Source organism: Halorubrum sp. SP9, from assembly GCF_005435015.1.
GTDB lineage: Archaea > Halobacteriota > Halobacteria > Halobacteriales > Haloferacaceae > Halorubrum > Halorubrum sodomense.
The window spans coordinates 233,704-248,348 of the sequence record NZ_SGXU01000001.1; the positions used below are offsets into that span (position 1 = coordinate 233,704).

General features: G+C 70.8%; 14 protein-coding genes. 4 read left to right on the forward strand and 10 right to left on the reverse strand.

Annotated elements, in window-relative coordinates; all coding sequences use genetic code 11:
- Window positions 1-15 precede the first annotated feature (15 nt).
- The 5 genes from EXE45_RS01155 to EXE45_RS01175 all read right to left on the reverse strand — a co-directional run bounded on the left by EXE45_RS01155 (window position 16) and on the right by EXE45_RS01175 (window position 5,053).
- Window positions 16-1,377: a glutamate-5-semialdehyde dehydrogenase gene (locus EXE45_RS01155; RefSeq protein WP_137693291.1), complete on the reverse strand. Its 1,362-nt coding sequence runs from the start codon at window positions 1,375-1,377 to the stop codon at window positions 16-18.
- Complete coding sequence (gene proB, locus EXE45_RS01160; RefSeq protein WP_137693292.1) at window positions 1,361-2,236, reverse strand: glutamate 5-kinase; 876 nt, start codon at window positions 2,234-2,236, stop codon at window positions 1,361-1,363. The genes EXE45_RS01155 and proB overlap by 17 nt, the downstream gene beginning before the upstream one ends.
- On the reverse strand, window positions 2,229-3,005 hold the full coding sequence (gene proC, locus EXE45_RS01165; protein ID WP_137693293.1) for a pyrroline-5-carboxylate reductase: 777 nt from the start codon (window positions 3,003-3,005) through the stop codon (window positions 2,229-2,231). Before proC ends, proB begins: the two co-directional genes overlap by 8 nt.
- Before the next feature lie 88 nt (window positions 3,006-3,093).
- Complete coding sequence (locus EXE45_RS01170) at window positions 3,094-4,131, reverse strand: glycosyltransferase family 4 protein (RefSeq protein WP_092922574.1); 1,038 nt, start codon at window positions 4,129-4,131, stop codon at window positions 3,094-3,096.
- Window positions 4,132-4,189: 58 nt separating this feature from the next.
- Window positions 4,190-5,053 (reverse strand): hypothetical protein, encoded by an 864-nt coding sequence (locus tag EXE45_RS01175; protein ID WP_092922570.1) that lies wholly within the window; start codon window positions 5,051-5,053, stop codon window positions 4,190-4,192.
- Window positions 5,054-5,201: 148 nt separating this feature from the next.
- Here EXE45_RS01175 and EXE45_RS01180 point away from each other — a divergent pair, with 148 nt between their 5' ends.
- Window positions 5,202-6,215, forward strand: a complete 1,014-nt coding sequence (locus EXE45_RS01180) for a lysylphosphatidylglycerol synthase transmembrane domain-containing protein (protein WP_092923270.1) — start codon at window positions 5,202-5,204, stop codon at window positions 6,213-6,215.
- Window positions 6,216-6,222: 7 nt separating this feature from the next.
- Here the strand turns inward: EXE45_RS01180 and EXE45_RS01185 are convergent, their stop codons facing one another.
- Genes EXE45_RS01185 through EXE45_RS01195 form a run of 3 tightly spaced genes read right to left on the reverse strand, consistent with a single transcriptional unit; the run spans window position 6,223 to window position 9,595 of the window.
- Window positions 6,223-6,723, reverse strand: coding sequence for a hypothetical protein (locus EXE45_RS01185; RefSeq protein WP_137693294.1), 501 nt, complete (start codon window positions 6,721-6,723; stop codon window positions 6,223-6,225).
- A gap of 40 nt (window positions 6,724-6,763) precedes the next feature.
- A complete protein-coding gene (locus EXE45_RS01190) occupies window positions 6,764-8,530 on the reverse strand; it encodes a DUF2070 family protein (protein WP_092922567.1) in 1,767 nt (588 codons plus the stop codon).
- On the reverse strand, window positions 8,531-9,595 hold the full coding sequence (locus EXE45_RS01195; RefSeq protein ID WP_092922564.1) for a glycosyltransferase: 1,065 nt from the start codon (window positions 9,593-9,595) through the stop codon (window positions 8,531-8,533).
- Window positions 9,596-9,956: 361 nt separating this feature from the next.
- Between EXE45_RS01195 and EXE45_RS01200 the strand changes: the two genes are divergently transcribed.
- Both EXE45_RS01200 and moaC read left to right on the forward strand, forming a co-directional pair.
- Window positions 9,957-11,456: an NAD(P)H-hydrate dehydratase gene (locus EXE45_RS01200; RefSeq protein ID WP_137693295.1), complete on the forward strand. Its 1,500-nt coding sequence runs from the start codon at window positions 9,957-9,959 to the stop codon at window positions 11,454-11,456.
- The gene (moaC, locus tag EXE45_RS01205; RefSeq protein WP_137693296.1) at window positions 11,449-11,976 is read left to right on the forward strand and encodes a cyclic pyranopterin monophosphate synthase MoaC; all 528 of its coding nucleotides are present in this window, start codon (window positions 11,449-11,451) and stop codon (window positions 11,974-11,976) included. The genes EXE45_RS01200 and moaC overlap by 8 nt, the downstream gene beginning before the upstream one ends.
- 37 nt (window positions 11,977-12,013) lie before the next feature.
- On the opposite strand, the gene EXE45_RS01210 is transcribed toward moaC, so the two are convergent.
- On the reverse strand, window positions 12,014-13,198 hold the full coding sequence (locus tag EXE45_RS01210; protein ID WP_137693297.1) for a glycine cleavage system aminomethyltransferase GcvT: 1,185 nt from the start codon (window positions 13,196-13,198) through the stop codon (window positions 12,014-12,016).
- A 127-nt stretch (window positions 13,199-13,325) separates the two neighbouring features.
- Here EXE45_RS01210 and EXE45_RS01215 point away from each other — a divergent pair, with 127 nt between their 5' ends.
- Window positions 13,326-13,988 (forward strand): S26 family signal peptidase, encoded by a 663-nt coding sequence (locus EXE45_RS01215; protein ID WP_092922552.1) that lies wholly within the window; start codon window positions 13,326-13,328, stop codon window positions 13,986-13,988.
- Window positions 13,989-14,303: 315 nt separating this feature from the next.
- Here EXE45_RS01215 and EXE45_RS01220 read toward each other — a convergent pair whose 3' ends face one another.
- Window positions 14,304-14,558: a hypothetical protein gene (locus EXE45_RS01220; protein ID WP_092922549.1), complete on the reverse strand. Its 255-nt coding sequence runs from the start codon at window positions 14,556-14,558 to the stop codon at window positions 14,304-14,306.
- Window positions 14,559-14,645: the final 87 nt, after the last annotated feature.

A 14,645-nucleotide genomic window follows, 5' to 3' on the forward strand; every position in this document is an offset into this window, starting at 1 on the left:
GAGCGACGACTCACCCTACTCCCCGCCGAGCCCCCACTCCGCGTCGGGCTCGCGGTGGGTGAACGGGACCGCGTCCTCGCCGCTGTACGTCGCGACGAGGTGGCCGTCCCCCTCGAGGTAGTACTTGTACGTCGTGAGCCCCTCCAGGCCGACCGGGCCGCGGGCGTGGACCTTCCCGGTGGAGATGCCGACCTCCGCGCCGAGCCCGTAGCGGTAGCCGTCGGCGAACCGCGTCGACGCGTTGTGGAAGACGCTCGCGGCGTCGACGCCGGTCATGAACGTCTTCGCCGTCTCGGAGTCCTCGGTGAGGATCGACTCGGTGTGTTTCGAACCGTGGTCGTTGACGTGTTCGACCGCCTCGTAGGCGTCGTCGACGATCTTGATCGACAGTTCGAGGTCTCCGTACTCCGTGTCCCAGTCGTCGTCGGTCGCGGGCGCGACGTCGACGACCTCGCGGGTCCGCTCGTCGCCGCGCAGTTCGACGCCGGCGTCCTCGTAGCGCGCGACGAGGTCCGGGAGGAAGGCCTCGGCGACCGACTCGTGGACGAGCAGGGTCTCGACGGCGTTACAGACTGCGGGGTACTGGACCTTCGCGTCGAAGGCGACGTCTGCGGCCATCTCCAAGTCGGCGTCGGCGTCGACGTAGACGTGACAGACCCCCTCGGTGTGGCCGAGCACGGGTATCTGAGTGTTCGCCTGGACGTAGGAGACGAACTCCGAGGAGCCACGCGGCATCACGAGGTCGACCCGGTCGTCGAGTTCGAGCAGGCGGTCGACCGCCTCGTGGGCCTCGATCAGCGCGGCCCACCCGTCGGGGAGGTCGGCGGTCGCGTCGACGATCGCCTCGTACAGGACGCGGTTCGACTCGGCGGCCTCGCTGCCCCCCTTGAGGACGACGGCGTTGCCGGACTTCAGGGCGAGCGCCGCGATCTGGACTAAGGCGTCGGGCCGCGACTCGAAGACGGTCGCGACGACGCCGATCGGCACCGACACCCGGTACAGCTCCAACCCCTCGTCGAGCTCGCGGGCCGCGAGCGTCTCGCCGAGCGGGTCGTCCTGTTCGGCGACCGACTCGACCATCGACGCGATCTCCTCGATCTTCGTCTCGTCGAGCTTCAGCCGGTCGACCAAGGCCTGCGTGTACTCCCCGTCCGCGAGCAGCTGTTCCGCTTCCTCGACGTCGACCGCGTTCGCGTCGAGGATCTCCGACTCGCGGTCGCGGATCGCGTCCGCGATCGACCGGAGCGCCTCGTTCCGGGTCGCCTCGTCCGCGTTCGCGAGCCGCAGGGCGGCGCGCTCGGCTCGCCGGGCCAGCTCGTCGGTGTCGGCCTCGATGTCGTCTCTCGTGTCGGCGTCTGTCTCACTCATCGTCGTCATCCCTCTCCGGCACGAATAGCGTGCCCGTCGGCTTACCCGCTGCGATCCGCGCTAACACGTCGCGCTCGGCCGACCCCGCGATGATCGCGGGGATACCGTTGCGGCTCACGTCGTGAGCGCCCTCGACCTTCGTGCGGATGCCGCCGAAGTCGGTCTCGGTGCCGTCGCCGACGATCTCCCGCAGCCGCTCGTACCCGTCGTCGACCGCCTCGATCAGCTCCGCGTCGTCGTCGCGCTTCGGGTTCCCGGTGTAGACGCCGTCGACGTCGGTGAGCGTCACGAGGAGGTCGGCGTCGAGCCCGATCGCGATCGACGCCGACAGCATGTCGTTGTCGCCGATCCGCAGCTCGTCGGTCGCCACCGCGTCGTTCTCGTTGACGACGGGAACGACTCCCCACGACAGCAGTGTCTCGACGGTGTTCGTGAAGTTGTCGAACCGCTCCGGCGCGTCGAGGTCGGTGCCCGTCACGAGTATCTGCGCGACGTCCTGGTCGAACCGTTCGAAGCTCTGCGTGTAGTGGCGCATCAGCAGGCCCTGGCCGACCGTCGAGAGCGCCTGGCTCTCCGCGATCGAGTCGACGCCGTCGCGCGACTCCGGGCCCTCGTCGAGTCGGCCCGTGCCGGCGCCGACCGCACCGGACGAGACCAGCACGACCTCCGTGCCGCGCTCGCGGAGGTCCATCACGTCCGCGACGAGCTTGTCGAGCTTCACGCGGTCGAGCCGCGAGTCGTCGTCGGTCAGCGAGTTCGTCCCGGCCTTGACGATCACGCGGTCGGCCGCGGCCGCCCGCTTCCGAGCGGCCGCGACGCGGTCGGCGTCGGCCGCGCCCACGCGGTCGGCGCCCGCGTCCTCAGGCATCCTCGAACTCCGCGGCGAGCTCGCGAGACCGGCGCTCCGCGGCCGCGACGGCGTCCCCGACCGCGGCGTCGGCGTCGCTGTCCCACAGCACCTCCATCCCCTCGATCGTCGTGCCGTTCGGCGAGCAGACCGCGTCGATGAGTTCGTCGACGCTCCGGTCGTCGCGCAGCACCGTCTCCGCGGCGCCCTTGAACGTCTGCGCCGCCAGCGTCTCCGCCTGTTCGGGGTCGAGCCCGCTCTCGACCCCGCCCTGTTTCATCGCGTCGATCAGGTAGAACGCGAACGCGGGCCCGCTGCCGTTGACGGCCGTCGAGACGTGCATCAGCGACTCGTCGACCTCGACGAACTCCCCGACCGCGTCGAGCATGGCGCGGACCTCGTCGGTGAGGCCCTCGTTCGTCGCCGCCGCCGCCATGTCGCCCGTCTCGGCCGCGAGGTTCGGCATGATCCGGACGACCGACGCGTCGGTGCGGTCGGCGACGAACTCGCGGGGGAGCCCCGCGGCCAGCGTCACGAGCCGCTGGTCGGCGCGGAGGTCGAGGTCGTCGAGGACCGCCGGCGCCACGTCCGGCTTCACCGCGAGGACGACGATGTCGGCGTCGCGCGCCGCCGCCACGTCCTCGGTCGTCTCGTCGACGGCGTCTTCGATCGCGGCGAGCGCCTCGGGGTCGAGGTCGATCGCCGTGAGGTGGTACCCCTCCGCGCGGGCGAGCCCCCTGAGCAGGGCGCCCCCCATGTTCCCGCAGCCGATAACGCTCACTCGAGTCATTTGCCTCTACGGAGTCGGTGGGAGGACATACCAACTGCGGTTTTCGCAAGTTTCCGCGGACCGCCGAGCGGCTCGGCCTCGGCGCCCGCTACGTCAGGTCCGCGTACAGCGACCGGTACCGCTCGGCGATCGCGTCGAGCGAGAACGCCTCGCTGCGCTCCGCGGCGGCCTCGCCCAGTTCCGCTCGGCGGTCGGCGTCGCGGAGCTCGTCGATGGCTTGGATGAACCCCGACACGTCGTCGCCGCGGGCGTCGGTCTCGTCCGCGCTCGCGGCCGTCCCGTCGTCGCGCTCGTCGTCTCCCACCTTCAGGCAGTCTTCGCCGTCGTCGAGCCACGAGAACGTCTCGATGTCGCGGACGACGAGCGGCTTCCCGGCCGCCATCGCCTCCAGCAGCGCGATCCCCTCGTTCTCCTCGTGGGTCGGGAAACAGAAGACGTCGCCCGCGGCGTACGCGCCGCGGATGTCGTCGACGAACCCCGTGAACGTACAGTTCGACGGCGCTTCGTCGACCAGCCGCTTCGTCTCGCGGCCCTTCAGCGACCGGTCGATGGGGCCGAACCACGCGAAGTCCACGTCTGGCATCCGGTGGGCCGTCTCGACGAACGTCTCTAACCCCTTCCGCTTGATGACGTGACCGACCATGAACACCGTCGGCGGGTCGAGGTCGTAGCGCTCGCGGTACTCGGCTTCCAGCGACTCGAACCCCGTCAGCTTCTCGCGGTCGACGCCGTTCGAGACGACGGTCGCGGGCACGTCCGCGTACCCCTCGATCACCTCGCGGTTGTACTCTGAGGGGCAGACGAGGCGGTCGGCGAGCCCGTACGCACGGCGGAGGTACGGCCTGAGCGGCACCGCGAGCGCGTTCGTGAACCGGAAGCTGTCACCGAAGTCCTCGGCGGTGACGTGGGTGTGGGCGACGACGGGAACGCCCGCCTTCCGGGCGCGGCGCGCGTACCAGACCGAGCGCGGCCCCATCAGGTTGCAGTGGAGCACGTCGGCGTCCAGCGTCGGCTCCGTGGTGTACTCGATGCCGACCCGGTCGAACATCTTTCGTTGGTGGTCGACGGAGGCGGCCATCCCCCCGGTGACGTGGTCTTCGAACTCGAAGTAGTGGCTGACCTTCATCGGTGGGGAGCGGCTCCGGTCCGCGCGCCGACCGCGCCGTGGCCGTCGGTGCGGACGGCTACTCGACTTCCAGCCACGGGACCTCCATCAGTGCGGGAATGTACGTCTCGATGTGGTGTTCCCAGACGCCCTCCTCGCCGAACGCCTCGCCGTGGTCGGCGGTGACGACCACGTCGCCGTCGAGCTCCGCGACGAGCTCCGAGACGCTCTCTAAGGCAATCCGGAGGTTCTCCTCGTACATCGACAGCGCCGTCACGCGCGTGCCGTCCTTCACGAGGTCCTTCGGGTCGAGTTCGAGCCACAGCCCGGCCTTCTGGGCGAACTCGCTGTCGTCGAGCCGGCTCTCGATCTTCGGCCGGACCGAGTCGCTGAGCGAGGAGAGCAGCCCGCCGTCGTCGTCGCTTCCGCCCTCGGCCTCCTCCTCCTGGCGTTTGATCCCCTTCTGGATCTGCTTGAGCTTCTGGCCCTTGCCCCGCGAGAGGTAGGGGGCGTGCGGCTGCATGTAGTGGAGGACGGTGCGGTCGGCGCGCTCGACCGCGTCCCGATTGCGGTGGAACGCGTCCGCGAGCCCCTCCGGCGGGACGGTCCCGAGGTCGTCGTCCCAGTCGGTCTTCCACACGTCGTGGATGTCGCTGATATGCTCTGACGCGGTCCACTCGTAGTCGCAGGACGCGCCCCACTTGAGCTCGTTCAGCGGGATCCCCAGGTCGTTGATGAAGGGGTTCCCGGAGAAGTACGCGATGTCGTGGTCGCCGGTGAACGTCCGGTAGGCCCACTCCGGGGTCGACGAGCCGATGCTCTTCCGCTTCTCGAGCGTCCCGTCGAGGTACTCGTCGTACACGTCTGCGAACACGTCGTACCGGCACGCGTCGAGCACCAGACAGTAATCCCACTCCGACTCGAGGAACCGCTGATCTTCCATTGGGTGGGTCGTCGGCCCGCCGGTACGTATGTATTCTCATTCGGTCGCTCCGGACGCCGACCCCTCCGACACGACCGGCGCCGCCGACGGCTCGCACCCCGCAGAGACGAAGCAGACGTTTCAAGTTCGCTACCGCGTCACCTCGTTTATGAACGGCTCACAACGGCGCGCGCTGATCCTCGGGTCGGCCGGCGCCGTCATCCTCTTCGCCGTGCTGTTCGTCGTCGTCGGCGTCCAGCGCGTGGTCGACGCGCTCGCGGCCGCCGACCCGGCGCTCGTCGCGGCGACCGCCGGACTCGGCCTCTGCTGGCTCGCGTCGTGGAGCCTGATGCTGCGCGCCGTGCTGGGGGCGCTCGACGTCCGGCTGTCGGTCCGGACCGCGTTCCTCGTGTACAGCGGCGCCGCCTTCGCGAACAACGTCACCCCGTTCGGACAGGCGGGCGGGGAACCGGTCGCCGCGGCCCTCATCTCGAAGGTGGGCGAGGCGCGGTACGAGACGGGGCTCGTCGGCATCGCGAGCGTCGACGTGCTCAACGTCGTCCCCTCCGTCTCGCTCGTGTTCGTCGGCGTGGGGTCGTACGCGGCCACCACCGCCATCGGCGAGCGCGTCGGGTTCGCCGTCGCGAGCGCGGTCGCGCTGGTCGCCGCGATCGTCGCGGCGATCGCGTTCGTCTGGCGCTACCGCGTGGCGGTCGTCGACCGCGTGCCGGGCGCCGTCGGACCGTTCCTCGGGCGGTTCGACCGCTTCGACGCCGAGACGATCGAGGCCGGGCTGGCGGACCGGCTGGGGAACTTCTTCGCCGACATCGAGCGCGTCGGCACCGACCGACGGCGGCTCCTGGGGATCGTCGCGCTCTCGCTCGTCGGCTGGCTCTTTCAGGCCGCCGCGCTCACCGTCGCGTTCGCCGCGGTCGGGCACCCGATCTCGCCGCTGATCCCCGTCTTCGTCGTCCCGCTGTCGTACGTCGCGGGCGCGACGCCGCTGCCCGGCGGGCTCGGCGGTATCGAGGCCGCGCTCGTCGGCCTGCTCGTCCCGACGACCGGGGTCGCCGCCTCGGCGATCACCGCCGCGGTCTTGATCTTCCGCGGCGCGGTCTACTGGCTGCCGATGCTCATCGGCGGCCTCTCGGCGTCCGCGCTGGGCGTGCGCGTGCTGGAGTGACGAGGCCTCACCCGGACTCGACGCGCTCCGAGCGCCGCCGCAGCCCTGCTCCGAGTGCGAACGCCGTACTCCCCAGCGTGAGCGCGAGCACGAGCGCGACGATCGGGCCGATCCGGAGTCCGGTCAGCAGTTCGGCGCGCGGACGCAGCGCGACGATCGACGGACGCGGGACCGCGTAGCCGCCGTCGTCGAGCGTATCGCCGCGGACGAGCGCCGCGAGCGGCGGGACGACGACGATCCAGACGGTCGCGAGGAAGACGCCGCCCCGGCCGGGGAGGAGGCCGCCGCGCTGCCGGCCGGCGCACCCGGCGCTCGCGAGGCCGACCGCGATGAGACCGGCCCAGGTCGGGTACCGCCCGGGGGCCCGTCTCGACTCGACCGGGAGGGCGACGAGGAGCGACGCGGCGACGAACGCGACCGCGACCGCTCCGAACGCGCGTTTCGGGGTCCGCTCGGTACCGAGGAGGAGGGCTCGCGAGACCGTGCGGGCACGTCGACGAGAGGGCACAAACGCCACGGGGAACCGCTCGCTCGGAAACGCCCCGGTCTCAGAAGAAGAGCCACAGCACGAGCAGCACGTACAGCGTCACGAGGGCGATGAGCGTGAGGCGGATGAGGATGTTGACGCTGAACACGAGCCCGTTGTAGTCGTTCTTCAGGAGCTTCACCGGCTCCGTGCGGCGGCTCTCGAAGCCGACCGTCGCGGGCGCGACGTCGTCGACGGCGCTGTCGACCGCGCGCTCGATCGCGTCGGTGTCGGACTCGCGCATGTTCGCCAGCTCGTGGATCGACGCGTGGGTGTCCGTCGAGAAGGGGATCACCGCGTCGAACTCCTCGCGGTACGCGTCGGCCGTCGCCCGCACGTCAGGGGTGAGCCCGTTCGTGTCGACGCCGATCCAGAGGACCTCCTGGCCGTCGACCGACTCGACCATCGCCAGCGCGTCCTGCCCGGTCCGGGTCACCTCGAACCCGGCGGCGTAGTCGTCCGCGAGCTCGGCGGCCGCGAGCCGGTCGCGGAAGTCGTCGAACGCGCGCTTGAGGCGGTCGGCCTCGGCGGAGCCGTACTGGATCTCGACGTCGGGGCCGTTCTGGATGTCGTGTCTGTGCTGGTCGATCAAAAGCACGTCGTCGTGGTCGACGTCGCGCATGAACACGCCGGTGTCGTAGTCGTCGATCCCCTCGCCGTGGAGGACGATCACCTCCTTCTCCCCGATCCGACGGCCGTGGAATCGCACGTCCGCGTACCCCTCCCGCTCGCCGTACGACTCGGTGACGAGCCGGGATGCGCGCTCGGTCCGCTCCGGCTCCGCGATCGCGTCGAGGATCCGCTCCGCGTCCGCCGGGTTCGAGAGGTCCTCCTTATGCGTACACGGGACGTGAAAGAAGAACCCGGCCGAGCCGTCCGAGGCCGCGCCGGTCCCGCCGTCGATCGCAGCGGTCTCGGCTCCTCCGTCGGCGGCGACCTCGGCGGGATCGCGCCCCGCACCGTCCCCTCGACCCCCGTTCAGCGAGTCGATCAGGTTCCCGCTCAGCTGACCGCCGCCGAACCCGCCGAGGGGGCCGGGGTGGACCCACGGGGCCGCGACCGTGAGCCGGGCCCCGTTGTCGACGGCGAACGTCTCCACGGACGGGCGGGCCTCGACGCCCAAGTCCAGCGACTCGCGGTCGTTCCGGAGGAGCCCGGAGGTGAGCGCGAACGCGGAGACGTCGGTGTTGCTCTTGATCAGGTAGTCGACGACCACGAGGACCAACACGAGGAAGCCCGCCGCGATGAGCAGCGAGGCGAACGCGAACACGTGGCGGTACGTCGAGAAGCCGAAGTCGCTGCCGCCCAGCGCGTAGAAGGCGGTGATGAGCAGCCCCGGCTCCGCCAGCGACACGAGGAGGATCCGGTCGGAGCGGTCGATGCCCGTCGAGACGACGAGCACCAGGATGTTGACTAGGTACAGCGTGATGAAGCTGAGCCAGATGATGCTCCAGGCGTTCCCGACGTCGTTCGCGCCGGAGAGCACCAGCGCGTACACGAACAGGACGAACTGCGAGGTGAGCGCGAGGAAGTAGCTCCACGGCCGCGGGTAGCCGTCGAGGACGCGAGGGAACAGCTCCGCGGCGACGACGAACGGGACTAAGAAGATGAGTGCGGCCACCGGGACGATCCGAGACGGGTCCGGCGCGAACGGCGTGAAGAGCCAGATTCCGCCGAACGTGCCGACGGCGTACACGGCGCTGAGAACGACGAGCGCGGCCGCCTGAATCCTGAGGGGTGGAACCGAGAAAATGAACCGCTGGAAGGCGTCGACGTTGTCCGCGCCCATCTACGCGGTCACCCCGTAGATCGACTCGAGCTCGTCTATCGTCTGTTCCACCGAGAACTGCTGGACGGCCGCGCGGGTGTCCCTGTCCCCGTCGAGGCAGTCCCGGACCGCGCGCTCCATGTCGTCGAGGTCACCCAGCGCGAATCTGGCACCGTTCTCGGGGCCGATCGTCTCGTCGAACGGCGCCACGTCCGCGGCGGCCACCGGGGTGCCGCAGGCGTTCGCCTCCAGCGTCGAGAGTCCGAGCGTGTCGCAGGTGGAGGCGGTGACGAACACGTCGAGCGCGGCGTAGAAGTCGGGAAGTTCGTCCCGCGGGAGGAAGTCGTGGAACCGGACGTTCGCGGGCGCGTCCGCGAGCAGGTCCGCCCGGACCGGTCCCTCGCCGACCAGTTCGAACCGCACCTCGGGCAGCCGCTCCGCGAGCCGGAGGATCTGGTCGACGTTCTTCTTGTGGGTCATCCGACCGCTGTACCCGATCACCGGGGCGTCCGCCGCGGTCGGGCCGCCGTCGGTCGCGAGCGCGGCGACGCGGCCGTCCTCGCGCGGCCGGAACCGGTCCATCTCGATCCCGACGGGCAGGCGGTACGGCTCCACGTCCCGCCGGATCCGCGAGGTCGAGGCCGTGACGCAGTCGAACGCGTTCAGGAATCGGTTCTCGTAGGCGACGTACGCCTTCCCGGCGAGCGCGGCGAGCCGCTCGGACTTGAGCCCCTGGACGAAGTAGTCCTCGACGGGCGTGTGGTGCGTGTACACCGACCTCGCGCCGTACCGCTTCGCGTACCGGATCCCCATCAGGCCGGTCGACGCCGGGCCGTGGCAGTGAACGACGTCGAGGTCGGGGAGCGTCGACAGGCGACGGTACGTCGGCAGGCGGTACTGACGGTAGAAGGGGTTCGGCAGCGAGGGGACGGGTATCTCGTTGTCGTCGGGATCGTGGCTGCTCGCGGGATAGACGACGTACACGTCGTGGCCCCGGGCTTCGAGGCGCTCCCGCCACGCCTGGATGGTGTAGGTGACGCCGTCGATCCCGGGGAAGTAGCTGTCGGTGAAGAAGCCGATGTTCATAGTGGCGTCTGGCGGTCGATGGGGCGCGATCGGCCGCGGCCGTCGCGTCGGTCCCAGCGGTCGCAGCGGTCTCGGAGTGGAGGGGACGGGTCGGCCGCCTCGGCCGGGGAGGAGGGTAGCGGGGCGGCCGCGCCGACGTATAGTGCCGATACCACGGTTACTCGCGGGGTTCGCCACCTGACCGCTTCAACATTTTCATTTCCCGAAGCGAGGCGGAACGGCGTCACGCCTCGAAGCGAGGCGGAACGGCGTCACGCCTCGAAGCGAGGCGGAACGGCGCCACACCGCCGCGCCGGGGCACCTCGGAGCCGGTGCGCCCCGATCCCCCTCGCTTAATCCCCGGGCGGCCGAACGGACGGTCATGATCACGACCGACCGGATGGCGGCCGTCGACGCCAACGCGGCCGCGCTCGGCGTGCCCCGCAAGCAGCTGATGGAGTCGTCCGGCAACGCGGTCGCTCGCGAGGTGCGAGCCGTCGCGGAGCCCGGCGCGACGGTCGCGCTCGTCTGCGGCCGCGGCAACAACGGCGGCGACGCGCTCGTCGCCGCGCGGTTTCTCGGCGGATACGAGGTCACGGTCCACCTGCTCGGTCGTCCGGAGACGATCCGGACCGACATCGCCCGCGAGAACTGGGCGGCGCTCGGAAACGCGGAGATCCCCCGGGAGACCGTCACCGACTCGCGCGACTTCAACCTCATCGACTCCGACGGCGACGACCCGGACGTGGTCGTCGACGCGATGCTCGGCTCCGGGGTCTCGGGCGGCCTCCGCGAACCGGAACGGACCGCGGCCGCCGCGATCAACGCGAGCGACGCGACGGTGATCGCGGTCGACGTCCCCTCCGGGATCGACGCCGACACCGGCGAGCCGACCGGCGACTCGGCCGACGACACCGCCGCCCCCGCCGACGGCGACGCGACGACCGACCCCGTCGCCGTCGACGCTGACCGGGTGGTGACGTTCCACGACGAGAAGCCCGGGCTGGCCGGGCTCGACGCCGAGACAACGGTCGCCGACATCGGGATCCCGACCGCCGCGGAGCGGTTCACCGGGCCGGGCGACCTGCTCGGGCTCGACCGCGACCCGGACTCCCACAAGGGGGACAACGGCGAGGTCCTCGTTGTCGGCGGTGGCCCCTACGCCGGCGCGCCGACGCTGGCCGCGCTCGCCGCGCTCCGGACCGGCGCGGACCTCGTTCGGGTGGCCTGTCCCGAGTCGGTCGCGAGCGAGGTTCAGGGGTTCTCGCCGAACCTCATCGTCCGCGCGCTGCCCGGCGACCGCGTCGGACCGTCCCGCGCCGAGCGGGTCGCGTCGCTCGCGGCCGCGAGCGACGCCGTCGTCCTCGGTCCCGGGCTCGGGGACGGGGACGGAACCCGGGAGTTCGTCCGCGAGTTCCTGACGGAGTTCGAGGGGCGCGCCGTCGTCGACGCCGACGCGCTCCGGGCGGTCCCCGAGGTCGACACCGGCGCCGACCTGGTCTGTACCCCGCACCAGGGCGAACTCGTCGACATGGGCGGCGAGACGGCGCCGGACCCCGACGAGCGCGCCGAACTGGTCCGGGAGTTCGCGGCCGACCTGGGCCACGCGCTGCTCGTGAAGGGCGCCGTCGACGTGATTTCCGACGGCGACGACGTGCGGCTGAACCGCACCGGCAACCCCGGGATGACCGTCGGCGGGACCGGCGACGTGCTGGCGGGGACGGTCGGGGCGCTGGCGGCCGCGACCGACCCGTTTCACGCGGCCGCGGTGGGCGCCTACGCCGTCGGTCGCGCGGGCGACGCCGCCGCGGACGCGAACGGGAACGGACTGGTGGCGACGGACTTACCCGACCGGCTGCCGGAGGCGATGCGTAATGAGTGACGAGGGAGCGGCCCGGTCCGACGACGGGAGCGACGGACGCGCCGACGCGCTGACCCACACCGACGATTCCGGCGACGTTCAGATGGTCGACGTCGGCGCGAAGGCCGACAGCAGCCGACGCGCGGTCGCCCGCGGCGAGATACGGATGACGCCGGAGACGGTCGCCGCGGTCGAGGCGGACGCGGTCGAGAAGGGAGACGTGCTCGCGACCGCCCGGATCGGCGCGGTTCAAGCGGTCAAACACACCTGGGAGACGATCCCGATGTGCCACCAGATCCCGATCACGAACGTCGACACCGAGTTCGTCGTCGACGACGACCGGATCGAACTGACCGTCGCGGTCGAGACCACGGGGAAGACGGGGTGTGAAATGGAGGCGTTAGAGGGCGTTACGACCGGACTCAACACCGTCTGGGACATGGTGAAGGCCGCCGAGAAGGACGCGGACGGCGGGTATCCGGACACGCGGATCGCGGACGTGGAAGTGGTCGAGAAGCGGAAGGAGCCGGTCGGAGAGTAGCCGCCGGAGCCCGGCGGTTGCGGTCGCGTCGACCCGTTTAGCGGTCGAGGAACGGCGGAATCACGACCTCGGCCCGTTTCTCGTCGCCGCGGACGACGACGCTCACCTCGGTGCCGGCGTCGGCGTACGACTCGTGGAGGTAGCCCAGACCGATCGGCTCGTCGAGGGTCGGGCTCATCGTTCCGGAGGTCAGCTTCCCGACGCGGGTGAGATCGCCGTCGGTGACCGCGTAGCCGCTTCGAGGGACGCCGCGCTCGAGGAGCCTGACCCCGACGAACGTCTCGTCGACGCCCTCCTCCTTCCGGGCCGCCAAGGCGTCGCGGCCGACGAACTCCGCGTCGAGTTCGACGACGAAGCCGATCCGCGCCTCGTACGGTGTCCGTGGCTCGTCGTCGGGGTCGAAGTCCTGTCCGGAGAGCAGGAACCCCATCTCGGTTCGGAGCGTGTCGCGCGCGCCGAGCCCGCAGGGCTGGGCCGGATCGGGGCCGTCGACGAACGCCGCCCAGACGGGGTCGACGGCGCCGGCGGGACACATCACCTCGAAGCCGTCCTCGCCGGTGTAACCGGTGCGCGCGACCCAGCTCTCGGTGCCCGCTACCGCCGCCGCCGTCGCCTCGAACTTCGAGAGATCGACGACTCCGTCGCGGGGCGTGGCCTCGTCGAGCGCGTCGGCCGCGTCGGGGCCCTGGACCGCGAGCATCGCCCAGTCGTCGGTGGCGTTGGCGACGGTCGCGTCGAGGTCCCACTCGTCCCGGTGGGCCGTCCAGCGATCGAACATCTGGGCGTCGTGGCCCGCGTTCGGGACGAACAGGTACGCGGGGTCGCCGCTCGGCGCGTCGAGGTCGCCGTCGTGGGTCGCCTCCAGGTCCGCGAGCGACGACGCCCCCTCGCCGGCCGCGGTGCCGTCGGGGAGCCGATAGACGACGGTGTCGTCGAGCATCACGCCGTCCTGGTCCGTGACCGCGGCGTACTGGGAGTCGCCGGGGTCGAGCGCGCGAACGTCGTTCGTCGTGAGTCGGTTCATCAGCTCGGTCGCGTCCGGTCCGGAGACCTCGATCTCGCCCATGTGCGAGACGTCGAAGACGCCGACCGACCCGCGGACCGCGGCGTGTTCCTCGCGGATCGAGTCGAACTCGACGGGCATCTGCCAGCCGCCGAAGTCGGTGAACTTCGCGCCGCGCGCGTCGTGGGATTCGTGAAGCGGAGGGAGCCGATCGGTCATACTCGCACCTCTCCCGGACGAACCTAAGCTTTTGTGACATCGGTGGTCCCCGCGCCGGCCGCGGACTCCCCCGTCGACGACCGACTCGGGCGACAGCCTCAAGCGGACGCCGCTCTCCCTCTCGGGCGTGAGCAGCCCTCGACCCGCTCGCGCCGGTCCGCTCGCGCCCGTGGTCGCAGTCCTGCTGATCGCGGTCCTCGTCGGCGCGCTCGTCGGAACGTGGCCGCCGTTCGTCGCGGTCGAGAGCGGCAGCATGGCGCCCGGCGTCGAGCGCGGCGACCTCGTCGTCGTCACGGCCCCCGACCGGGCGCCGTGGGGAGACCTCTCGACCGCCGCCGACTCCGACGCGCCGACCCGCCTCGGCGGGACGGGCGACGTGGTCGTCTACACCGTTCCGGGCGCCGGGGGGAGACCGGTGTTCCACCGGCTGGCGTTCCGCGTCGAGGCGGGCGAGGACTGGACGAAGCGCGCCGACCCGGCGCTCCTCGCCGCCGACTGCGCGGAGCTTTCGACCTGCCCGGCGCCGTACGACGGGTACGTCACGCACGGCGACGCGAACGGGCTGTACGACCAGAGCGCCGGCATCGCCCCGGTCGTCCCGGAGGAGTGGATCGTCGGGAAGGCGCTGTTCGCGGTGCCGAACCTCGGCTGGATCCGGGTGGGGATCGACGCGACGGCCGCGCGATACGGCGGGGTCGCAACCGGCGTCGTCCTGGTGGGGTTCGCGGGCCTCGCGGGGGGAGTCGGGACGCTGTTGCTGGGACGGATTCGGCGGAAACGACGGCGGTGAGACAGTCCGACAGGGCGACACGGCGTTCAATTGGCCTCCGGTCGCGCCCGTCAAATGCGGTGCGACCGGCGCGTGCCTACGAGCGGCCGCGAGGAGCGCGGCGCGAGGGACGCGGCGAACGCGAGCGGCGCGGCCGCGGAGCGTGAGCCGCGAGGCTGGGGAGGTGTGAGGCGTGAGGTGCTGTGCGGGGCGGGACGCAAAGGGCAGCCGTGAGGCGGGCTTCGGTGCCGGCACCCGTCGATCCGACGGTGCGGGCGATTCTTCACAATAGAAGAGATCGAACGCTCCGGAATACCGTGTCGAGAACCGCTCGCTCTACTCCCCGCTCGTCCCGCCGTCGGTCCGTGCGGTCGTGACCGACTCGGCGCACCAGACGTTGCTCCGACGGCCGGCGCGCGACAGCTCCATCTTCACGACCGAGCCCACCGGCAGGTCCGCGACGCGCTCGCGGGCGTCCTCGTCGGCGTACTCGACGACGTGGAACGTCTCGTTGCGCGGATGGGCACGTACTGTGGTACAATCATGATCGTTCTGTGCGGAAGTAACGGTGTACGCGTTCGATTGTGACATCTTACTCCGTTATTATTGAACACCTTACTTCAATTCTGCGTATACCCACTACAGACGTGAGTCAGGTCGTAATATCGATATAAGGTG